We start from the raw sequence: 23,319 nt of genomic DNA on the forward strand, positions 1-23,319 counted from the left end.
CAGGAGGGAACTTCTTTCTTCTCTTAGTCTTCGTGCATCACGTGTGCGCACCGTCTGCACAGTCCGTGTTCGTTCGGGTGCTCCTCGTACTTCCAGCATCTCGGGCACTTCCCGCCCTCCGCAACTCCTCCAGCAAGCTCTAATCCCGTAGTCTCGTCCTTTAAGGTTCTGCTCAGCATCAGCTCGTCAGCCCACTCAAATTTTGAGACTATCGCGATGTCCGCAAGCTCTTCCGCCGTGAATGCCTCCGCTATCTTGGCCACAGCGTCCGTCTTCTTCATCTGCACGCGCGCTTCAAGCGATGTCCCGATAACCTTATCTGCCCTCATTGTCTCGAGCATCCGGCTGACTGCTCCCTTGAAGGCTTCGGCCTCTTCCCACAGCCCAGCAAGCTCGTCGTTCAGCTTCGAGGCATCCTGCTTCGGGAAGTCAGAGAGGAACACGCTCTCAGGCAGCGAGGCATCAATCTTGCGCATCTCCTGCCAGATTTCTTCGGCCGTGAAGCTCAGCAGCGGTGCGAGCATCCTCGTCATGCACGAGAGAATCTCCCACATTGCGGTCTGCGCGCTCCGTCTGGTGAGTGAGTCAGCCGCCTCAACGTAAAGCCTGTCCTTGCTGATGTCCAGATAGAACGCTGAAAGCTCGTTCACGCAGAAAGAGTGAATCAGCGACACCGGCACGTGAAACTCGTACTCCTCGAAGGCCTCGTAGGCTCTGGCTATGATTCTGTGAAGGCGGTCGAGAATCCATTTGTCCATCGAGAGCATCGAGTCATAAGGCACTGCGTTAGTCTCTGGGTTAAAGTCGTGGAGGTTGCCCAGCAAGAAGCGCGCTGTGTTCCTTATGCGCCTGTAAGTCTCCGATAACGTCTTCAGAATCTGCTTCGAGATTCGCACGTCGTTGCGATAATCCGTCGACGCTACCCACAGCCTCAGAATGTCCGCGCCGAACTCGTTGCAGATTTCCTGCGGAGCGATAGTGTTGCCCATCGACTTGCTCATCTTCCGGCCCTCTCCGTCAAGAGTGAAGCCGTGCGTCAGAACCTGCGCGTACGGTGCGCGTCCCTTTATGGCTGTCGATGTGAGTAATGACGACTGGAACCATCCTCTGTGCTGGTCGCTGCCCTCAAGGTACATATCGCACGGCCAAGACAGCCCGAAGTTCTCATTGAGCACCGACATGTGCGACACTCCCGAGTCAAACCACACATCGAGAATGTTGCTGTCTTTCTCCACGTTGTGAGAGCCGCAGTGATCGCAGCACGCCTTCTCGCCGAACAGTGCCTCGAGCGATTCGCTCCACCAGATTGACGATCCGTCGGGTGCATCCTTGACCTTCTCGGCGAGCATCCTGATTCTGTCGGCGGTGAGGGTGAACTGTCCGCAGTCCTTGCAGTGAATCGCTGGCACAGGAACTCCCCAGACCCTCTGCCGTGAGATGCACCAGTCCGAACGCGAGCTGACCATGTTATAGATTCTGTCGCGCCCCCAGTCGGGAATCCAGCGCACTTCCTCATCAATGATGCGTAAAGCCTCGTCGCGGAACTCTTTGACGTTGATGAACCACTGATCCGTTGCGCGGAAGATTACGGGCTTCTTGCAACGCCAGCAGTGCGGGTAGCTGTGGTCAATCTTCCCTAACCCTAACAGCCTTCCCTTTGCGCGGATGAGCTCTATGGCTTTGTTTCCGCCGTCCTCTAAGGACATTCCGCCGACTATCGGCATCTCCTGCTCAAAGCGTCCTGCGTGGTCAACCGAACTGTACACCTTCAGGCCGTACCTGACTCCCGTCTCGTAGTCTTCCACGCCGTGCCCGGGCGACGTGTGAACGCATCCCGTGCCCGTCTCTAGCTCTACGTAATCAGCAAGCACAACAAGCAGTTCATGTTCATAGAACGGGTGAAGAGGCTTCATGCCTTCGAGGTCAGCACCCTTGACGGTGAGAATTGGAGTGAACTCCATACCTGTTGCCTTGCTCACAGAATCTTTCAGTGCAGACGCGAACACGTAGACCTTCCCGCCCGACTCATAGAACGTGTACTCATAGCGCGGATGAAGCGCAACTCCTGCGCTCGACGGCAGCGTCCACGGAGTCGTCGTCCAGATAACGATGTACACATCACGTCCCGCAAGCTCCGGGAATTTCCCTGCGGCTTCCGGCAGAGGATATGCGACATAGACGGAAGGAGATTCTTCGTCCCAGTACTCTATCTCTCCGGCGGCAAGTGCAGTCTGGCAGTCAGTGCACCAGTACACCGGCTTCAATCCGCGATAGATTAGCCCCTTCTCCACCATGTCCGCGAACGCGTGAAGTTCCCTGTGCTCGAATTTCGGGTCAAGCGTAATGTACGGGTGCTCCCATTCGCCTAGAACTCCCAGACGCTTGAACTCTTCGCGCTGAACGTCAAGGTAATGCAGTGCTGTAGCCTTGCACTGTCTGCGGAGCTCTACGGGGTCAATCCCTGTCCCCAGCTTCGAGAGCTTTGCGTCCCTCAGAGAACGCAGCTCAATCGGCAGTCCGTGTGTGTCCCAGCCCGGTACGTACGGCGTATAACGTCCCGTCATTGTCTTGGCCTTCACGATAAAATCCTTCAGTATCTTGTTGAACGCAGTCCCGATGTGAATATCTCCGTTCGCGTATGGAGGTCCGTCGTGAAGCTCAAAGTGTTCGGGCGAATGTTCGCGGGCGTGTAATGCTTTGTGATAGATGTCCTGTGAATGCCAGAACTCCAAGAATGAGGGTTCTCGTTTCGCGAGATTTGCTCTCATTGGGAAACTGGTTTCAGGCAGATTCAGAGTATCCTTGTAATCCTTGCTGTCCATACAAAAATTTGATGCCTCCTGTTTGAATTAGCATAACGCATGATTTAGAATGTTATCACAAAATGTTAAGGGGGAATAATTTTCATGAGTATTATTGATGCAATTTCACAGCGCAGAAGTATTTATTCGCTGAACAAGAATCTTCCCGTGAGTGATTCGGAGGTTGAAGCACTCATCAAGAAGGTTACCGAGCTTGTGCCCGATGCCTTCAACATGAAGAGTGCCCGCGTAGTCCTTGCGCTCGGAGAGAAGCATAATGCTTTGTGGGACACGATACATGATGCGTTCGGCGGAAAAGTCTCCCGCGAGAAGATTAACGGTTTCAGGGCGGCATACGGCACGGTTCTCTACTACTACGACACCGCGACGGTGAAGGCTCTGCAGGAGAAGTTCCCTCCATACGCGGCGAATTTCCCGGTGTGGGCGAATCAGGCGAACGGAATGCTTCAGTTCACGGTGTGGAGTGCATTGCGAGAACTGAACATCGGCGCGAACCTCCAGCACTACAACCCCGTGATTGATGAGGCTGTGCGCAAGCTGTTCGGTGTTCCTGAAGAGTGGGTGCTTGTAGCACAGATGCCGTTCGGAGGGATTGAGGTTAATCCTGAGCCGAAAGAAGCCGAAAATATCAGTATCCGCGTTAAAGTAGAAAGATAAGCAGTTGACGGCATGGAGGCTTGGACTGTGTACAGCGGCAGAGTTTCCGCGCGTGAATATACGGTCTTGAACGAGAGGACTAATACCCCGCCTGCAGGGCTTATGTTTGGCATGAGGCGGGGTAAATTCTTATACTTACAGGAGGCAGAGCCATGAAGGGATTCAGGGTAATGGTGCTGGCGGTTATGCTGCTGGCAGTGTGCACAGCGGCGCGGGCCGATGATGTGTTGATTAATGCTACAAACTTTCCTGATGCTGTGTTCCGAAGTTACGTGAGCAGTACATTCGACACGGACAGCAACGGTTCGCTGAGCGAGGGAGAGATTGCAGCAGCTACGACAATCGATGTCAGCAAGAAGGGAATCTCCCGCTTGAAGGGTATCGAGTACTTCACAGCGTTGACGGAGCTGAACTGTTCTGACAACCAGCTGTCAGCCTTAGACATCAGCAGCAATACGGCTTTGACGACGCTCAGCTGTGAGGGCAATAAGATGATGGCTGTGGACTTGAGCAGTAACACCGCTCTAACGAAGCTCACCTGCAACTTTCTGATAGAGAGTACTGACACTGCGTACGTTTTCGACTTTAAGGAGTTCAGGACGGCCTATGGTGTTACCGGCTGGAATCACAGAAATTCATTAGATTCTATACTATACTGTAAGGATGTTTCTTCCAGAACAGGAGTAAGCATAAATAACCTCAACAATGATTACATCATGAGCTTCCCTGCTTACAGTACAAGTGAAATTGACCACATCCAGTTCTACTGCGAAAACGGCGCAGAAGTGAATGTGTACCCCGTCGTTAATTCGTCATTTGCTCCTATGATTACGACTACGGACGTAGCTGATGGCACAAACGGCCAGTCTTACTCCGCAACTCTGACGGCCGCAGGCAAAACACCCATGACGTGGACGATCGCTGACGGTTCGCTGCCGGGCGGACTGACTCTGGACTCCTCAACGGGAACGATATCCGGCACAATCAGCGAAGCAGGAGCTTTCACGTTCACTGCTCAGGCGAAGAACTCCTACGGTGTCTCCAGAAAGGTGCTCACTCTGCTTGTTCCGTTCTCCTCGACGCGCGAACCCAGCATCGTTGTGGAAGCTCTGCCCGATGCTTTCGTCGGCTCTCCCTACGGTGTCCAGCTTCGGTCAACTGGTACATCTCCTGTTCTGTGGGATTTGCCTACAGGTAGCACGCTTCCTGACGGCCTTACACTGTCCACGACAGGCTACCTTTCCGGCACGCCCACAACAACAGGGAATCCAAGTTTCACTGTCCAGGCCAAGAATGACGAAGCTACCACGACAGCGACATTCACTCTGAAAATATCAGCCTCACCTACAGCCGCAAGGCCGTCAATCACGACGGAAATTATAGACCCGGCGACAAAGGACGCTCCTTACACCTGCCAGCTGATGGCTTACGGGACTCCTCCGTTCGAGTGGACGGTCAAAGGCAAAATGCCCGTAGGGCTGAGCATCTCAAGCACCGGCCTCATTACCGGCAGTTCCGGCAAAACCGGCATAAAGAAGCTCACGCTCACGGTGTCGAACGATTACGGGCAGGAGACAAAGAAACTTTCCATCACTACCCACATTCTGCCTTCGATTACGACAGAGTCCCTGAAGGATGCCGTCGTCAACAAGAAGTACAGTGCCTCGATAAAGAAAAAGAGCACAAAACCATCCACATGGACGCTTGAAGGCACGCTTCCGCAGGGAATAACGCTCTTCGACGCAGACAATGCGAAGATAACCGGCATTCCTCCCACAAACGACAAAGGCATGGTGCGTTTAACCCTGAGCAACCCCGTAGGCGAAGTGTCCCGCGTCTACACCCTCAAAGTGAACGCAGTTCCGCCGAAGATTTCGCCGACTAAGCTCCCTAAAGGGACTTACGAGAAAACGTACAAAGCAGTCATCAAGACCGGCTCAGGCACAAAGCCCATAAACCTCGTGCTCTCAGGCGACCTTCCTGCCGGTATGTCGTTCGACGCGTCAAATAGCCTCATCGGCGGCACTCCCTACGAAGTCTGCACTGAACTTCCGCTGACCTTGTTTGCCTCGAACCTGTGGGGAGTGGTGAGCAGGGATTACGCGCTTACGGTAAAGGCGGTCAACCCGAAGATCACGACGAAGAAGCTCGCTGAGGCGGTTATGGGCACGGCGTACAGCACAGACATTGAGGCTACGGGCACGCCTCCGATAACGTGGACGGCTGACGGACTGCCTGCGGGCTTGACCTTGAGCGAGGCCGGAAGGATAGACGGTACTCCTACGGAATACGGGAAATTCAGCGTAAAGGTTTCGGCCAAGAACGATGGCAAAGCTGCTAACAAGACCTTCAAGCTGACAGTTCTTGCCGCCCCGTCGTTCGGGGATGAGACGCTTGCTGGAGGTTCGCAAGGGAAGTCGTACAACGCCACGATTACGGCGAATGGTTCTGCGCCGATAACCTATGCTGTGTCGGGCGGGGCTCTGCCGAGCGGACTGAGCTTAAACAACAAGGGCAAGCTGAAGGGCAAACCCAGCGAGGGCGGAAACTTCACGTTCAAGGTGAAAGCTACGAACTCTGTCGACAGTGCTGAGAAAGAATTTACGCTGGAGATTACGCCTTCTGCCTCGAACAGCGGAAGCCTTCCCGGAAATGCCGGAACATACTACGGCGAAGAGAAGCACGAAGAATCTGCACCGGCAGACAGCGTGAAGAAGCACACGGGGTCTGCTCCTTACGCCGATGAAGTTCCTGCGCTTGGAGGAGTAGAGACGGGCGGCTACGTTGTTGTTGCGGAGCTCGGAACTGTGAGCGTCGACGTGTCGGGAATGTATGACTTCAGCGCGGAGCTGAGTGCTGACGTTGAAGGAGAGCTGCTGTGGCTCGCAAGAAGCTCTGAGCCGTCGGAGGATGACAACATTGCGGAGTTCTTCGACGAAGACGGACGCGATACGGACATTGTACCTGAAAGCCGCAAGGTAAATGTTTCCGTGTGGCTCAGAGGAGGAGTAACCTACAAACCAGCTATAGCGGTCAAACGCTAGAATGTTCACACAAAGCCTCCGGCCAAGTGCTGGAGGTTATTTTTTGTGCCCATCTCTTCGCGGTACTTTCCCGGCGTAATGTGAAGCACCTTCCTGAATAACCGTATGAACGTCTCCGTGTTCTCGTAACCCAGCGCAAGCGAAATCTCGTTGATGGTCATGCCGGTATTCAGCAGCATGTTTTCAGCCCGCCTCACACGCAGAAGCCGCTTCCAGTCGTTGAAGCTCATTCCCGTAGTCCTCTGTATAAGCCTCGAACACCGCGACTCCGAGAACCCGAAGTGCCGTGCTACGTCCGAAAGATTCAGAGTGCCGTTGTGCTCCTGAATGTACCCCAATACCGCAAAGCCTTCATCGTTCTGAATATTCCCCTCAGAGTATGAGCACGTCATAGAGTCCTGAAAGCTCCTCATGATTTCCGCAGTCATTGTGATAAGCATCCCAATCTGAATTTGGTCTGAATACTCGTCGTTAGTCAGGTGCTCGCCGTAAATCCTGCTCATGAAATCCCTGTAGCTGTTCCCTGTGTGGTACGCGAGATACTCTATTCTGTGCGAGTCATACAGCCCCTCCCTGAAGAACTGGCTCTGAATGTCTTTGCCCTTCGCCAGCGGTAAAAACATCTGGTGAAATGTCCCCTTGCGTATGAGGATGTTCAAGATTATCGACGTGTCATCAAAGACTTCCATTGTGTGATAGATTCCCGGAGCTACGAAGATGAAATCACCCGCAGTGAACTTCACGCGCTCCGTGCCTATGTTCTGCGTGCAGTGCCCGGAATACACGTAGGCTATCTCGAAGAACATATGTCTGTGCGTGAATGCAGGTGTGTATCTGTTGTGGGGAGAAATGAAGACATTGCGGGGGTCATCGGGCGAAAAATATTCGTCGTCGTTCATCTGGTAGGAGATATTCTCAGGCAGAAGCTCAGGTATGATTAACTTTCTGCGCCGCGCATCCTCAACGTCAACTGTACGCAGAAACTTCCTCAGTGTTTCGGGCTTCCTCGCTGCCTCGAAATAGGAACGGTAAAACACTTCATCATCATTCAGGCTGAGCAGCAGACCGTCAATCACGTCAATCACCCTCCCGCAAGAAAAGTCAACTCATTCACCAGCTGTGCCAAATTACGCGGCGGATATTTCCGGCTATCATACCAGCATTCCCAAAAAATTCACAAGGAGGCTCGCAATTATGAGCAAAAGTTTTCTGTACCGTCAGAGATTCGGTTACGGCATGGGCGATTTCGCCTGTAATCTCATCTGGCAAGTTATCTCCCTCTATCTCCTCTACTTCTACACCGACGTGATGAAGCTCAACGCCGCATCCATCGCTACAATGTTTGTTGTGTGCAGGATAATCGACGGCATAACTGACGTGCTGGTCGGCTACGCAATCGACAAGACGCATTCACGCTGGGGGAAGAGCCGTCCGTGGTTCTTGTTCGGAGCAATACCGTTCGCGCTCTCGGCGTTTCTTGCGTTCACAGTGCCGGACATCTCTCCTGAGGGCAAGCTGGCCTACGCATACGCCACCTATATCTTCCTGTCTTTCATGTATACGGTCGTCAACATCCCGTTAGCCTCAATCCTTCCCGCAATGACCGACGACATGAACGAGCGCACAGTCCTCGCGACGTGGAGAAAGTTCCTCGCCTTCTTGGGTGCGACGATAGTATCTGCTACAGCGTTAAGCATGGTGCACTACATCGGCAAAGGCGACGAAGTCTTAGGCTTCAGGGTTGTTATGGGAGTGTTCGGAGTCATCGGCACGCTGTGCTTCTTCCTGACGTTCGCGCTTGTCCGTGAGAATAACCTTCAGGAGGGCGGAAAGAGTGTATCCCTCAAAGAAGCTGTTGGTTCTCTCGCGGTCAATACTCCCTGGAAGCTCTTTGCGTTGAACATCATGTTCATGTGGACGGGGTTCTTCATCCAGTCTGCGGCACTCATCTACTACTACAAATACTATGTCGGGAGCACGTACCTTACTTCTCTCGTCGCAACAATAATGACGATGGTTCCGATGGTCGCTAACCTCACCGTTCCGTTCCTCGCGAAGAGGCTCGGCAAACGCAACCTGTATTCTGTCTCTGCGGCAATGCAGCTCATCGGCCTCGTGATAATATGGTTAGGGGACAAGAGCACCAGCATCATCATCGTTGGAGCATTCATCTCGGCGGCAGGTTACGGCGTAAAGGAGAGTATCTACTTCTCGATGCAGGCTGACCCGGTAGACTACGGCGAGTGGAAGACCGGCGTACAGGCAGCGGGACTCCTCTCCTCCGTCAACGGCTTCTTAGGGAAAGTTGCTCAGGCACTGGCCGGCGGTCTTGGCGGAATGCTCCTCGCTTGGGGAATGTACAACGCAGAGGCTGAAACGCAGACGGCAGAGGCATTAACCGCGATAAAGGCTATGTACCTGTATATCCCGATGGTTCTGCTTGTGTGCTCGATAATCACAATGTCATTCTACAAGCTGGATGAACAGTTCCCGCAGATTCAGGCAGACTTGGCCAAGAGAAGGGGAAAGTAGCATATGGCCTTTACGTTTCAGGTCAACACCGACAAATTCATACACGACGAGAAGCTCTTAGCGAAGGCCGAGAGCTTCCGCCCGACAATCCATCACGCTACGCTTAAGCCCGTCCGTCTTCTCGATGAAGGGCGTGAACTCTCCAAGTTGGGAGAGTACGGCTTAAAGCGCGACGACAGAATCATTATCGACTTCGGCCGTCATATCGTGGGAAAGTTCAGCGTGAACATCAGCAAGACTGGCTCGCCGCAGGATGCTCCGCTGTTCATCAGGGTGAAGTTCGCGGAGATGCCCGCAGAACTTGAGGCGGAAAGTTCTGACTATGAGGGCTGGCTGTCGAGGAGCTGGATTCAGGAAGAGTTTGTGCACCTTGACGAACTCCCGGCCAAGCTCGAGCTTCCTAGAAGGTACAGCTTCAGGTACGTAGAGATTAAGGTCATCGACACGTCCCCGAAGTGGCAGGCGGTCTTCACGAATCCTGAAGCAGTCAGTGAGTCATCAGCGGACTACTCGCGCTTGAAGAAGCCGGAGATTCATGACGAGCTGCTATCACGAATCTATGATGCGGGAGTTACTACGCTTGCTGAATGTATGCAGGACGTTTTTGAGGACGGGCCGAAGCGCGACAGGAGATTATGGCTCGGGGACTTGCGGCTTCAGGCACTGGCGAACTATGCGACGTTCGACAATACTGACCTTGTGAAACGCTGCCTGTACCTTTTCGCGGGAATGACGACAGAGGAGGGCAAAATCTCCGCAAACGTTTTCACGCGGCCGGAGAATATCCCTGATGATACATTCCTCTACGAGTACTCGTTATTCTTCATCTCGACGCTCTATGACCTCGACAACGCGCATCCCGACGCAGAGCTCGTGAAAGAGCTGTACCCGACGTGCAAGAGGCAGATGGACTTGACGCTGAAGATGATTGACGCTGACGGAAAGCTCATAACGGATGAGAATTACCCTGTGTTTGTGGACTGGTCTAACGATTTTGCGAAGGACACGGCGGGACAGGCAGAGACTATCTATGTGCTGAGGCAGTTCATCGCTCTGGCGGAGCTTGCCGGAGAGTCGGACATAGAACATTATCGCGAGGTCTTGGCCAGAATGGCAGGGTATTCACGCACGAAGCTCTACGACACATCACGCAAGCTGTTTGTGGCGGGAGATGGGGAGTACAACATAGCTTCTCAGGTGTGGATGGTGCTCGCCCACGTAATGACAGACACGGAGAACCGCGAAATCCTGCGTACGATGATTGAGGAGCTCTTCCCTGTGAGGGGGATTGCAACGCCGTACATGTACCACTGCATAGCTGAGGCACTCTTTGAGGGTGGGCTTGAGGACGAAGCAGTGAAGCTCATGAAGGATTACTGGGGGAAGATGCTCGAACTCGGAGCAAATACTTTCTGGGAGGCATTCGACCCCGACAAGCCGGACTATTCTCCGTACGGAAGCCCCATCGTCAACAGCTACTGCCACGCGTGGAGCTGTACGCCCGTCTATCTCATCAGCAAATATTTGAGGTAAAAGAAATCCCCTCCCGCAAAAGGAAGGGGAATTTTTTTGTCCTCTTGCTACTTCAGGACACCCAGTGCCGCATGTGCCGCCGCAATTCGTGCAACAGGTACGCGGAACGGCGAGCAGCTCACGTAGCTGAGCCCTACCTGATGGCAGAAAGCAATGCTCGACGGGTTGCCGCCGTGCTCTCCGCAGATGCCGATTGACATTGTCGGGTTCACACTGCGTCCCTTCTCGACTGCGAGCTTCACAAGCTGTCCGGGTCCCTCACGGTCAAGTTCCGCAAACGGGTTCTCCTTGAAGACTCCCTTGTCCACGTACTGGAACAGGAACTTGTTCTCCGCATCGTCGCGCGAGTAGCCCAGCGTCGTCTGCGTGAGGTCGTTTGTCCCGCAGGAGAAGAACTGTGCGTACTCCGCAAGCTGGTCAGCAACAAGTGCCGCTCTCGGAAGTTCGATCATCGTTCCCACAAGGTAGCTGAACTCCACACCGCTGGCCTTCTTGACCTCTGCGGCTATCCTGTCCGCCATCTCGCGGAAGAACTTCATCTCCGCCTTCGTGCCCACGATAGGAATCATAACCTCAGGCTTCACGGTTACGCCCTGCTTCGTCAGGTCAACGACTGCCTCAAAGATTGCGTTCATCTGCATCTCGTAGATCTCGGGGTAAATCATTCCGAGACGGCAGCCCCTGAACCCAAGCATCGGGTTATTCTCGTGGAGCTGGTGAATCTTCTCGAGCACGTTGTTGAGCTTCTTGGCCTCGTCGGGCGTTGCGGTCTTGAGTGCTTCGAGAACGTTGGGTTCTTTCGGCAGGAACTCATGAAGCGGCGGGTCAAGGAGACGGATGATTACGGGAAGCCCGTCCATTGCCTTGAAGATTCCCACAAAGTCGCTCTTCTGCATGACCTTCAGCTTCGCCAGAGCATCAGCACGTGCGGCCTTGCCTGCTTCTCCGGCTTCACCCAGCGCAACAATCAGGCTCTGCATTACGGGCAGCCTGTCGACTCCCATGAACATATGTTCAGTCCTGCAGAGGCCTACGCCCTTTGCGCCGAAATCGCGGGCTCTCTGTGCGTCTTCGGGGGTGTCTGCGTTCGTCCAGACCTGAAGGCGTGCGTTCTCGTCTGCCCACGCAAGAATCTTCTTGAAGTCCTCAGAGAACGTCGCATCAACCATCTTTGCTTCACCGGCCAAGAAGTTGCCCGTTGTTCCGTCAACAGTTACCCAGTCGCCTTTCTTGAAAACGCGGCTTCCGACGGTGATTGTCTCCTTGTCGAGGTCAATCACTGCCTCTTCACAGCCGCACACTGCGGGTCTGCCCATTCCGCGCGCAACAACAGCCGCGTGTGAGGTCATTCCGCCCCTCGATGTTACGACACCCTGCGACGCAAACAGTCCGTGAATGTCGTCGGGGCTGGTCTCGGGCCTGGCTAAAATTGTCGGCTTGCCCTGACGTGCCCACTCTTCGGCCTCGTCCGCACTGAACACGAGCATTCCTGCACCTGCGCCGGGCGATGCGGGAAGTCCCTTAGTGATGATGTCCAGCTTCGCGTCCTTGTCGATCTGGCGGTGAAGCAGCATCTCGACCTGCTCGGGGGTTACGCGGGTTACGGCAGTCTTCGTGTCGATGAGGCCTTCATTCACCATGTCGACGGCGACTTTGACGGCCGCAGCGGCTGTGCGCTTTCCGGCTCTGGTCTGCAGGATGAACAGCTTTCCGTGCTCAATCGTGAACTCTACGTCCTGCATGTCGTGATACCTCTGCTCAAGGCTGGTCGTAATCTCGCAGAGCTGCTTGTAGATTGCGGGCATCTTTTGCTCAAGCTCAGCGATGGGCATAGGCGTTCTGATTCCCGCGACGACATCTTCGCCCTGTGCGTTGATGAGGAACTCGCCGTAGAGCTTCTTCTCGCCGGTTGATGGGTTGCGCGTGAAGCACACGCCTGTCCCGCAGTCGTCGCCCAAGTTGCCGAATGCCATCGTGATGACGTTTACGGCCGTCCCGAGCGAGTCGTCAATCTTGTTGATCTTCCTGTAGGTTACTGCGCGCGGAATGTTCCAGCTCTTGAAGACTGCCTCGATTGCGCGGCGGAGCTGAACCCAAGGATCTGACGGGAAGTCGTTTCCTGTGGCGTTCTTGTAGATTGCCTTGTACTCGACGATGAGCTTCTCGAGGTTCTCTGCCGTAATCTTGTAGTCCTGCTTTGCGTCAGTGATGCCCTGCGACTCTCTTGCGCGCTTCAATGCTGCCTCGAACAGGTCAAAGTTCACTTCATCGACGACGCTCGAGAACATCTGGATGAACCTTCTGTAGCTGTCGAATGCGAATCTCTTGCTCCCTGAACTCTCAGCAAGTCCCTTCACTGTCTCGTCGTTGAGGCCGAGATTAAGGATGGTCTCCATCATTCCGGGCATCGAGATCGGCGCGCCGGAACGTACCGACACAAGAAGGGGATTCTTGGGGTCGTTGAAGCCCTTGCCAGTCTCCTTCTCGAGCTGTGCTACTGAGGCTTTAACGTCGTCCCAGACTTCGTCCATGATGCCGGGGTTCTGCATGTACTTGCGGCAGACTTCGGTCGTGAGGATAAAGCCGGGAGGTACGGGAAGGCCGGACTGTGCCATAGTGCAGAGGTTCGCGCCTTTGCCTCCGAGAAGCAGGCGGTTAGAACCGTCGCCGTCCTTGAGGCTGTAAACAAAACGTTCTGTGGGCATGGTTACCACTCTCCCTGAGTTAAGATTTGTGTGTTGGAATAGCGTATGAATTATAGATAATTGCGGGGAAAAATACATTGCGTTGTTTTCGCTAGTTTGCGCGCACAGCCCCTGAGGAAATGACTGGGGCAGGCCGTACGCGTTCACCTCCAGCGGCACGAGCCCCAGCGTCTCATACCACACTGACGGGAAACAGCGGGGAGGCCGTACGCGTTCACCTCCAGCGGCACTAACGGTGAGACCTCATACCACACTGAATCAAACGCTGGACCTCATACAACACTGACGGGAAAACCTTTTAAAATGTATTAAAAAAGGCTATAAAAGGGGTGTCGAGTAAACTTTTAGCAGGTTGTCCGCATAATTTATCGTTGAGCTCTCATCGAAATTTTTAAAGGTATCTAATGATAGCTGCCGGATATCTGCTGCGCTTACCTGTTTTATCAGAGCCTCGAGCTCATCCGTCGTGTGGTACGTGAATGCGGCGTTGTCCGATGCCGCGCAGCAGTCCGACGCTATCACGGGGAGGCCGTACGCGTTCACCTCCAGCGGCACGAGCCCCAGCGTCTCATACCACACTGACGGGAAAACCAGACACCGCGCACGCTTCAGCCACTCCCGGATGTGTGCCTTATCCAGCCAGCCCGTGAAAGTTATCTCCGGGTACTGTGCCTTGAGCTCGTCGTACAGCGGGCCGTCGCCTATCATGACCGCCTGAACGCCGGTGTTGTGTACCGCGCGGCAGAAGTTCTCTACTCCCTTCTCATGGTCAAGCCTGCCTATGTAGAGGAAGATTGAGTTGTTCTCGGCCTCGATCCTGAACCTGTCGTAGTAGTATATCGGGTTTCTGACGAAGAACTGGTTTTTCGGGGCGGGCATCCTCCTTAGCAGCTGATGCTTCGAGAACTCCGAGATGAAGATGTAGCCCATATTGATGCGCTTCACTATCCAGTTCTGCACGTACTGCCTGAAGAAGCGGTACACCTTGTGGACATAGTTCTGCCGTTTGTCGCAGTTGCAGAGAAAGCACTTCAGGGACATGGGAGTCCTCTCGCAGATCTGGCGTGCATGGTTGTCGTAGAAGTTCCAGTCAGGGCACGACAGCAGGTAGTCATGAATCGTGATGAATATGCGGAAGCCCATGTCGTTCGCTGCCTTGAACACTGACGGCGATAACAGCCTTGCCCAGCAGTGCACATGTACGACTGTTTCTTCTTTGTCGAGCGTCGCAAGCAGTTCACGGAGAATACGTGCTGCCTTGAAGTTGTATATGCCGTTCACGAAAGCTCTGAGCCTGTTCTTGTCGTGGAAGATGTGAGACTGCCCGGTTGAGACGACCTTGATGTTCGGGGATGATAAGAGTCTCGGATCAGGATTTCCGGCTCCCGAAAAGTAGTAGACATTGAGGCCGTGCTGAGCCAGAAGACATGCGGTATCAATGGCTACAGCAACACCGCCGCCGTCTATTTCGGGAAATTCCGAGAGGATGACAACATTCTTAATCATTTGAGCTCCTTCTTAGCTGTTCAGGAAATTTGCCCGCTATTATATCAGAGCGTGAACTTGCGCAAAAAAATTTTTCGTGATATTATTCACCGCCGTAATGGCCTCATCGACTAGTGGTCTAGGTCGTAGCCCTCTCAAGGCTAAAACACGAGTTCGAACCTCGTTGAGGCTACCATAAGTTGAGGATAACAAGCCTTCGTAAAGTGATTACGGAGGCTTTTATTATGCCCGTCATGATTTATAATTAGGTGCTAAAGCGGTTCATAAGGATGGACAGACAAAGAATGAGCGAGAAGACAGCAGAAGAGAAGTTACGTGAAGAACTTGAAGGCAAGTTATCCGCCGATCCCGTGAAGGAAGAGCCCGCACCCGCAAAGAAGCCGGTACGGTCAAGGGCACGGCGTTCCGGGACAGGAATCAGGAAGCCGGAGAGGCCTGAGAGTGTCGGTGAGCGTGTGGATTCGTTCATGGAGGATTTCGAGAGGAAGATAGCTGAGAGTCTTGGTGAACGTGCTGCTTCTCCGGCCAAGCCGCAAGAGGGCGGGGAGGAATCTTCTGCTGTGTCCAAGCCGTCGAGGAGGAGAGGGGCGCTGCGGCGCAGGGTGAAGCCTGAGGCTGTTCCTGTACCTGTAGCTGATGAGCCTGAACCTGAACCTGAAGTTGTACCTGTCGTGGATGAATCACAGCCTGAAGCAGAGCCTGAGCCTATCGTTGAAGAACCTGAGCCTCAGCTTGAGCTTGAAGCTGCTCCTGTTCTTGAAGAACCTCAGCCAGACCCCGAGCCCGTCGTTGAAGAAGTGCAACCAGAACCCGAGCCTGAGCCTGTCGTTGATGAACCTGAGCCTCAGCCACAGCCTGAGCCTGTCGTTGAAGAATCGCAACCCGAGCCAGAAGTTAAACCTGTCGTTGAAGAATCACAGCCAGAGCCAGAACCTGAGCTTGTCGTTGATGAACCTCAGCCTCAGCCTCAGCCTGTCGTCGATGAATCAATATCACAACCAAAGCCCGAACCTGAGCCTGTTGTTGAAGAAGTGCAACCAGAGCCAGAAATTATACCTGTCGTTGAAGAACCAGAATCAACGCCCGAGCCTGAACCAGAGCCAGAAGCCGTGCCTATCGTTGAGGAAGCACAGCCTGAGCAACAGCCCGAAGCCGCACCTGTGCCCGTTGTTGAAGAACCTACACCAACACCACAGCCAGAGCCGGAAGAAGAATCACTGCCTGTTGACATCGTTGACGAGACAGATGCAGAAATTGACGAGGAGTTCCCGGACATCCCCGTGCTCGACGCTCAGGAAATCTCTGAACAATCAACCGAACACGACGACCTGCCGGACATCCCCGTCATCGCCGCTGACGCTGACACACCAGACGACGACATTGCCGACATCGCGGAGATTGACGACGACATCGGCGAGTTCACCGAAGAGCCCGAAGACACTCAGCCACCGCAGGAAGACTTCCCGCCCTTCGCTGATGTTGTGCTGAACGTAGATACTGAGATTCCACAGGCCGCGCCTCCACAGCCGGAAATCAGCCTTGAGGAAGAAGCCGCGCCCGTAACCGTTACAATGCCGGAGTCCACAAAGACAGCAGAGGACAAGCTCATGGCTGACATCGCCGAAGCCATGACAGGAAGCCCCCTAACTCTCGAGACACCGGCAGAGGCCGAACCTTACAGGCTGCCCGAAAATTTCTTGGCCTCGCAGAGTGCATCCCCAAACTCTGCAGAAGAAAAGCTCATTGCCAACATTACGCAGGCCATGACAGAATCTCCCATAGAGATAGCGCAGGAACAGGCAAGCCAGAGCCTAGAAGCTGACCTCAACCCTTTTGAGGAAATGCCTGTGCCGGATATTACCCCGACGATAGATTTCGATGATGAGATTGTTGATGAACAGCAGGAGGAAGATGATTCCGACGAGCCCTTTCTCCCTGATTTTCCCCAAGAGGCAGAAAACGTAGACGCACCGCAAAAAGACGAAGCACCTTCAGAAACCGTCGGTGATGACATCAGCATGGATGATCTGCCCGATATGTTCAGCATTACCGAAGAGAATGACGCAGAGGAAGAAACTCCAGAAAGCATTACTCTCGATGAGGAGAAGCCCGACCTCCCTGAAGAGCCGGAGATTCCCCCAACCCCCGAACCAGAGCCTGAGCCCGTCGCGGAAGAACTGCCAGAGCCCGAGCCCGAACCAGCCCCAGCACCAGAGCCTGAGCCCGTAACCGCAGAAGAGAGACTCGCGCAGGAACTCGCCGACTTCAGGAGCTCGCCAGAACCAGAACCAGAAGAGCCGGAACAGACACTGCTCGGCGGCGAGGAAGCTGCTTCGGAGGAAGATGACGCTGACTTCGACTTCATGTCCTCGTGGGGGGACGCAGGATCAGCGTTGAACTTCGGCGACGATGAACCTGCCCCTGAGCCCGAGCCCGAACCACAGCCCGCAACAGCACCTGAGACCTCGTTTATTCCACCAGCAACTGAACCGGTAACGCCGACAGTCCGCATCACTGCCCCAACGCCTCAGGAGGAGGAACAGCCCTCAAGGTTGTGGGACATCGTCTCTCAGGTTCTGCTCGGCCTGCTTCTCGTCTTAGGAGTGCTCTCACTGCTCAAGCTCCACCAGATAACGGACGCAATCACAGCCGCACGGCTCTACAGCGGAGCACCATCATCACCTCTCTCACAGCCTTATGACTACTCCGTCGACCTTATACACGACGCTGACATAGCCGCAAGCATGAGGCTCAGAGGGATCGAGGGCTGGAAGGTTGTCGGCTCACGCAGGCTTCAGGACCAGGCAACCGGGCAGTACGGCTACGAATTTATCTTTATGCGCGCAAGGCCTGATAATTAACCTTGAAGGAGGTATCACATGCCTGACCTTATAGACGACGAAACTTTTGACGGCGAAGACTTAGGTGTTGACGAACCCATCAGCGATGCCGAACAACAAGAGAGGGAGAAGACTATGACTATTCGCGACAAACTCAGCAGACGAAAGCAAGACGCATCCGGCGCAACAGACCCCGCACCGGCCAAGAAGAAATCTTCCGGCAAAAGCAGAGGAGGACTGATTACGCCTCTGCTGATATTCTTCCTGCTTGTCGTGGGAGTGCTGCTGCTCATACAGTTTCAGAGGCTCTCGGACAGCATTAACGCGGCTGTCTTGGGCGGAGGAACGTTTGACGTAACGCCGCTAGCTGAGGCAAACATGTCGTACGAGTACGCGATAGACTTCATCCTTGACCAGAACCTCAAGGAACGAATGGCGGAAAGAGGCGGGGAAGGCTGGCAGGTTGTCGGCTCAATGCGCAACAGGCACGCAATAACCGGCGAACCTGGCTACGAGTTCATCTTTATGCGCAGGACGAGGTGAGGACATGGCTATTTTCGCAAAACTCAGGGAACGCCTCAAAGGTGTACGCGAGAAATGGAGCGGAGGCATCGCAAGGCTCTTCTCCTCCGGGAAGATTGACCCGCAGTTCTGGGATGACCTCGAGGAACAGTTAATCATGGGAGATGCCGGGCTTGACTTTACGGAAGAGACGATAGACTTCCTCAAGTCTGAGGCCAAGAAGAAGACTCCTGCAGAACTACGCGAACTCTTCACCCGCAGAGTCGTTGACGAACTCCGCGCCGTTGACGGAATGGGACAGCCCTTCGCCGTCAAGGCCAAGCCACTCGTTCTCCTGATGATTGGCGTGAACGGAAGCGGCAAGACCACAAGTGCCGGAAAGCTCGCGATGATGTTCAAGCATCAGAAGAAGACCGTAATCTTGGCCGCCGCAGACACCTTCAGAGCCGCCGCCGTCGAACAGCTCAAAGTTTGGGGCGAACGTTCCGGCGTTAGGGTAATCGCTCAGGGACAAGGGAGCGACCCCGCCGCAGTAGCCTTCGACGCGTGGAAGGCCGCAGAGAGCTCGGGAGCTGATGTCCTCATCGTCGACACAGCAGGCCGGCTTCACGACAAACATAACCTCATGGAGGAACTCAGGAAGATTCACAGGGTGCTTCTTCGCGAGGCAGGCGAGGACAGGCTTGAAACAGTGCTGGTGCTTGATGCAGTGCTCGGCCAGAACTCGGCGGCTCAGGCAGAGACCTTCAACAGCATAATTCCCGTGTCGTCGATAATCCTCACCAAGTACGACAACACAGCCAAAGGGGGCGTAGTTATCTCTATTGCCCGGAAGCTGAGAGTGCCCGTGAGGTATATCGGATTGGGTGAAGGTGCTGATGACCTCGACACGTTCAGCCCCGAAGATTTCGCCTCCGCATTGATGACCAGCAGTGAGCACGCCTGAAAAATTCCCGTCCCTGACTCCTGAGTCGACGCTGTTAGTCTTTCTGCGGACTCTCTTCAGTTCTGCAGCAGAATACGCGGTGTACATTCCCAGCGTCGGTGATGTTGTTGTGCTCAACAAGGGGCAATTAGTCTTCCTCGTTGAGCGCGGGTGCGCCGATGCCATGATCAAGACCCTCCCTCAATTAGCCGAACGCGGAATAATTCAGCCCGTCAAACCAGAGTCCATAGAGTACCCTCAAGACCTCCGCGCCCTCTACGTCAGCAACACAGGGTCATTCACCGGCAACCTGGAGACCGCCCTCTACCCCGACGAACCGCAGTTCCCCGAATGGTGGAACGCTCCCGTACCGTTTGCGCTGTCCTCACGCGGAGTGCTCAGGCTCAACGATACCGCAATAAGCATGTTCGGTTACGGCCTAGAGAAGCTCAACGCTCAGGAACTCCCCGACAGGGATGAATTTATCGTGAGGCTCGACGGTCTCAACGGCACGAGGTTTATCGCGTTCAGGAAGTTACGGCCGGGAATTTTCACTGTGGACGACTGCACGGAAGATCTCACTGACGCTCAGGACATGACTTGGTGGGCAGCGGTGGGTCAGGCTTGGGTGAGGGAGATTGAGGCTCAGGGCGGGAAGTGGCAGAGACTCAGCAATCCTCCCGAAGGCAGGGGCAAGGCTTTTCGTGCGTGCGAGTGGCAGGGGCAGCTTCAGGGGTATCTGAGCGTCGAAATGCCGAGAAAACAGAAAGCTCCTCAGCCAGAACCCGAACCGGCAGAAGCTCCCGAACCTCCAGAGCCTCAGCAGGAAACGGAGACACCAGAGCCTCAGCAGGAGATTATCCGCAGGCCCGACGACGTAATCACGAATATCGGCCCTCAGGCAATGGCACTGTTAGCCGCCGGACAGTCGAGAGGCCACGAAGGAGACTACTTTTAGTTATGACACCAAGAGTCAAACGTATTGCAGGAATCTTATTCCCAAATGAAGAGCTATTGCGCTGGAGCGTCGAGAGGCTCACGGAAATTTGGGGTGTTCCCGAAATCCTGAGCAAGCCCGTACCGTTCGACAAGACAGACTACTATCACGAGATAGCTCCGAACTTGTCGAGGGCGTTCGTGTGTTTTCCCGGCCTAGTGAATCCTGAAGGACTCGCCGACTGGAAGCACCAAGCCATAGATATTGAGGCCATGAGCCGTAAGCCCGTAAGAGCGGTGAACATTGACCCGGGATATATTGACGGTGCAAGGCTCATTCTTGCGTCAACGAAGGATCACGCCCACAGAATCTACCTGCGGGACGGAATTTTTGCGGAGGTAACGATGAGGTACAGGTTCAAGAGGTGGCAGAGTTTCGACTACACATTTCCTGATTTCGCCAGCGGAGTCTATGATGAATTTCTCTCTGGTGTCCGCAAATTATGGCTCTCGGAGGTGAAGAATAATGCGTAAAATTTTTGGTGTTCTCGTTTTGCTGTTGGTGATGGTGAGTCCATCCGTGAGTCTTGGCCTCGAACTGCCGGACTCCGTCGGGGAATGGCGGAGCGTGAATGAACACGTCGTGCCGTTGGTGCTGAGTGCCGACAGCGAGGATTTGGGGCGTATCGTCTACAGGGATTACATCAGGGAGTCCCCGCGCGGGAGTCTTCAGGTCATCCTGACTGAGGGAGCAGGGACGGGAAGCCTCTACGTTCCCGAAAGAGTGAGGGACTCTAAAGGAATGATGCCGTCGGACTCGCTCTACAGGGTTCTTGACGTTGCGGGGCACGGCGCAATTCTGGAGGCTCAATCATATATGCCCGTTGCTCTGGCCGTGAAAGCCGGTGATAATATCGTCCTCACAATCGAGACGGCTTCACTCAGTGAGGCGGAGGTTGTGAAGTTCGCAGAGGAGATATTATCGCTATGGAGCAGTACAAAATAGGACTCATTCCCGGCCCTGTGAGTGTCCCGGAAAACATCCGCAGGGCTTGGCTCAACGATTACGGCAGTTCCGACCTTGAAGCGGAATTTTTTGACCTTTACCGGCAGAATCAGGTACTCATTCAGGAATTACTTCACACGCAAAACAGCATAGTCATCACGTCAGGGGAAGCAATGTCGATTCTCTGGGCCTCCCTCAAATGCACGCTCAGGCCAGGCGAAAAAGTTCTCGCTGTCTCGTCGGGATTGTTCGGCGAGGGATTTGCTGAGATGGCCAAGACCTTTGGTGCTGAGGCTGAAGTCTGCGCGTTCCCCTATGACGAAGTACCCGACCCCGCGCGGGTCCGTGAACACGCAAGCGTCTTCCGCCCGAAGGTCCTGACCGCCGTACACTGCGAGACACCCAGCGGGACTCTGACTCCGTGCTTGGCCGAACTCGGACGAATCGCTCACGAAGTCGGGGCGTTGTTCGTTGTGGATTTCGTGTCGAGTGCGGGAGGTGCACCGCTTGACGCTGACGGGTGCGGGATAGACATCGGCCTTCTCGGAAGCCAAAAAGTTTTGTCCATGACATCGTCGCTCTCAATCTCCAGCCTTTCCCCGCGCGCTTGGGAGGTCATCGAGGCCGTGAACTATTCGGGCTACGAGTCATACATCGGCTGGCGTGAAGTGCCGGAGACTCACTACATGCCCTACTCTCACGACTGGCACAGCATGAAGGCCCTGAACATTTCCCTGACCTCACTGCTCGCTGAGGGACTCGCGAACGTTCAGGCACGCCACGAGAGAGCCGCAAAGCTATGCAGGGACATGGGCAGGAGCATGGGACTCACGCTCTACCCGAAGTGTGAGGCGTGGTGTTCGCCGACGGTTACGGCGTTCCGGGTCCCGGACGGCTGGACTTGGCCGGAACTCGACGGGGCGTTGCGGGAACGGGGACTCGCTGTCGGAGGGAATTACGGGAGTCTTGCGGGGTGTGTCTTCAGGATCGGGCACATGGGCAGTCAGGCGGATTGTGAGTTAGTTGAACGCGGCATGAATATTATCGCGGAGGTTTTGCACTAACAACTAACAACTAAATTCTCCTTACTGGTAATATAATAAGCTCGTATCTATCAAGACATGCATGAAGGAGAAAGATTTTCTGTGCCAGACCATGAACGCCGGCTGTTCATTGACACCATAAAACGGCTCGGCAACAACTCAATATTTTTACAGCTTCACGATGACGGCCATAGTGAGGCATTATTCGTCTCCCCTGAATATTCCGCAATGATGGAGGACTCCCAAGAGAACGCAGAACGCTTCAGCGAGTCTCAGGACTTCAGCAGAATCATTCACCCTGAGGACAGACAGTTAGTCGGGTACATGCTCAAGAACCACGAAGCCCACGACAAATCAAGCAGCATTCAGATCCGCATGATTACGGCCGCAAATCGGGTCATCTGGTGCGACGCTCATTACTCGTTCTTCTCGCTGGACAGCGGAAACTACGTGTACATTACGTTCCACGATATTACGCTCTTCAAGAACTACGAGGAGAAAATCAGGACAAGCTACGACTCACTCGGCCAGACCTTCTACCATCAGGACGAACACACTCTGGGAATGTTCAGGGTAGACCTCACCCTCGACATCGTAGAGGAGGCCAGAGGCAAGGACTTATTCAGGCGCGACAAGGAACAGGACGTGTACTCCGAGTTCCTCCGGCTCAGGTCAAGGCAGTACATCAACTTCATGGAGCGCAAACAGTTTCTGGAGACCTTCAGCGTGGCCTCCCTTCTGGACGCATACGTCAAGAGCAGGATCGGCGTGAAACAGGTACTCCTCTCACGGCGCGAAAAAGGCACGATATGTTACGTCGAAATCTCCGCAATGATGACCCGCAGTCCCTTCACAGGAAACGTTATAGCCTTCATCTCCGAGCGCGAGTGCAACAACCACAAAGTCTACCAGACCATAGTCGATAAGATTCTGGCCCGGCAGTTCGAGATGATTGCATACATGTCTCTCGGAAGGTACAGCATAACCGTCAAGGACATTCTCCCGGAAGGGAGCATACTCCCGAAAGCCGAGCACAGCACCTTCAACTCCTACATCAACGACGAGATTCTCCCGATACTTCACGGCACGGATGAACAAAAGCATTCAATGGCTCACTCGCTCGCACCCGACGCAATAGCCTTCGGGACACAGAAGGACTCGCTCTACGAGGTCAACATTGCCTGCGACATCGACGGCAAAATTTTTCATAAGCAGTTCAATTTTTACGCCGTCAATCCGGGCTTCTAC

At 54.3% G+C, this 23,319-nt stretch carries 16 protein-coding genes and 1 tRNA gene; 13 read left to right on the forward strand and 4 right to left on the reverse strand.

Annotation, left to right across the window (positions count from 1 at the left end; all coding sequences use genetic code 11):
• Positions 1-23: 23 nt before the first annotated feature.
• Entirely contained in the window at positions 24-2,822 is a 2,799-nt protein-coding gene (gene ileS, locus IJT02_06355; protein MBQ7544550.1) for an isoleucine--tRNA ligase, read from the reverse strand.
• Positions 2,823-2,906: 84 nt separating this feature from the next.
• Between ileS and IJT02_06360 the strand changes: the two genes are divergently transcribed.
• Both IJT02_06360 and IJT02_06365 read left to right on the forward strand, forming a co-directional pair.
• Positions 2,907-3,479, forward strand: coding sequence for a nitroreductase family protein (locus IJT02_06360; protein MBQ7544551.1), 573 nt, complete (start codon positions 2,907-2,909; stop codon positions 3,477-3,479).
• 152 nt (positions 3,480-3,631) lie between these two features.
• Entirely contained in the window at positions 3,632-6,523 is a 2,892-nt protein-coding gene (locus tag IJT02_06365; GenBank protein MBQ7544552.1) for a putative Ig domain-containing protein, read from the forward strand.
• Positions 6,524-6,528: 5 nt separating this feature from the next.
• Here IJT02_06365 and IJT02_06370 read toward each other — a convergent pair whose 3' ends face one another.
• Complete coding sequence (locus IJT02_06370) at positions 6,529-7,599, reverse strand: helix-turn-helix domain-containing protein (protein ID MBQ7544553.1); 1,071 nt, start codon at positions 7,597-7,599, stop codon at positions 6,529-6,531.
• A 118-nt stretch (positions 7,600-7,717) separates the two neighbouring features.
• On the opposite strand from IJT02_06370, the gene IJT02_06375 reads away from it, so the two are divergent.
• Together IJT02_06375 and IJT02_06380 are read left to right on the forward strand one after the other, a co-directional pair.
• Entirely contained in the window at positions 7,718-9,055 is a 1,338-nt protein-coding gene (locus IJT02_06375; protein ID MBQ7544554.1) for an MFS transporter, read from the forward strand.
• 3 nt (positions 9,056-9,058) lie between these two features.
• On the forward strand, positions 9,059-10,588 hold the full coding sequence (locus IJT02_06380; protein MBQ7544555.1) for a hypothetical protein: 1,530 nt from the start codon (positions 9,059-9,061) through the stop codon (positions 10,586-10,588).
• A gap of 47 nt (positions 10,589-10,635) precedes the next feature.
• Here the strand turns inward: IJT02_06380 and IJT02_06385 are convergent, their stop codons facing one another.
• Both IJT02_06385 and IJT02_06390 read right to left on the reverse strand, forming a co-directional pair.
• Positions 10,636-13,293: a pyruvate, phosphate dikinase gene (locus IJT02_06385; protein MBQ7544556.1), complete on the reverse strand. Its 2,658-nt coding sequence runs from the start codon at positions 13,291-13,293 to the stop codon at positions 10,636-10,638.
• 318 nt (positions 13,294-13,611) lie between these two features.
• A complete protein-coding gene (locus IJT02_06390) occupies positions 13,612-14,799 on the reverse strand; it encodes a glycosyltransferase family 4 protein (protein ID MBQ7544557.1) in 1,188 nt (395 codons plus the stop codon).
• A gap of 99 nt (positions 14,800-14,898) precedes the next feature.
• On the opposite strand from IJT02_06390, the gene IJT02_06395 reads away from it, so the two are divergent.
• From IJT02_06395 to IJT02_06435, 9 genes are all read left to right on the forward strand, one after another.
• A tRNA-Glu gene (locus IJT02_06395) sits at positions 14,899-14,974 on the forward strand.
• A 109-nt stretch (positions 14,975-15,083) separates the two neighbouring features.
• Entirely contained in the window at positions 15,084-17,660 is a 2,577-nt protein-coding gene (locus IJT02_06400) for a hypothetical protein (protein MBQ7544558.1), read from the forward strand.
• 18 nt (positions 17,661-17,678) lie between these two features.
• Positions 17,679-18,182 carry a hypothetical protein gene (locus IJT02_06405; protein MBQ7544559.1) on the forward strand — a complete coding sequence of 168 codons (504 nt, stop codon included), beginning with the start codon at positions 17,679-17,681 and terminating at the stop codon, positions 18,180-18,182.
• A 4-nt stretch (positions 18,183-18,186) separates the two neighbouring features.
• The gene (ftsY, locus tag IJT02_06410; protein MBQ7544560.1) at positions 18,187-19,107 is read left to right on the forward strand and encodes a signal recognition particle-docking protein FtsY; all 921 of its coding nucleotides are present in this window, start codon (positions 18,187-18,189) and stop codon (positions 19,105-19,107) included.
• A complete protein-coding gene (locus IJT02_06415; protein MBQ7544561.1) occupies positions 19,094-20,044 on the forward strand; it encodes a hypothetical protein in 951 nt (316 codons plus the stop codon). Before ftsY ends, IJT02_06415 begins: the two co-directional genes overlap by 14 nt.
• 2 nt (positions 20,045-20,046) lie before the next feature.
• Positions 20,047-20,556 carry a DUF4416 family protein gene (locus tag IJT02_06420; protein ID MBQ7544562.1) on the forward strand — a complete coding sequence of 170 codons (510 nt, stop codon included), beginning with the start codon at positions 20,047-20,049 and terminating at the stop codon, positions 20,554-20,556.
• A complete protein-coding gene (locus tag IJT02_06425; protein ID MBQ7544563.1) occupies positions 20,549-21,028 on the forward strand; it encodes a hypothetical protein in 480 nt (159 codons plus the stop codon). Before IJT02_06420 ends, IJT02_06425 begins: the two co-directional genes overlap by 8 nt.
• A complete protein-coding gene (locus IJT02_06430) occupies positions 21,010-22,092 on the forward strand; it encodes an alanine--glyoxylate aminotransferase family protein (GenBank protein ID MBQ7544564.1) in 1,083 nt (360 codons plus the stop codon). The genes IJT02_06425 and IJT02_06430 overlap by 19 nt, the downstream gene beginning before the upstream one ends.
• Positions 22,093-22,173: 81 nt before the next feature.
• Positions 22,174-23,319, forward strand: a 1,146-nt coding sequence (locus IJT02_06435) for a PAS domain-containing protein (protein ID MBQ7544565.1), incomplete at its 3' end; no start/stop codon positions are given.

This window comes from Synergistaceae bacterium, from assembly GCA_017450125.1.
Taxonomy (GTDB): Bacteria; Synergistota; Synergistia; order Synergistales; family Aminobacteriaceae; genus JAFUXM01.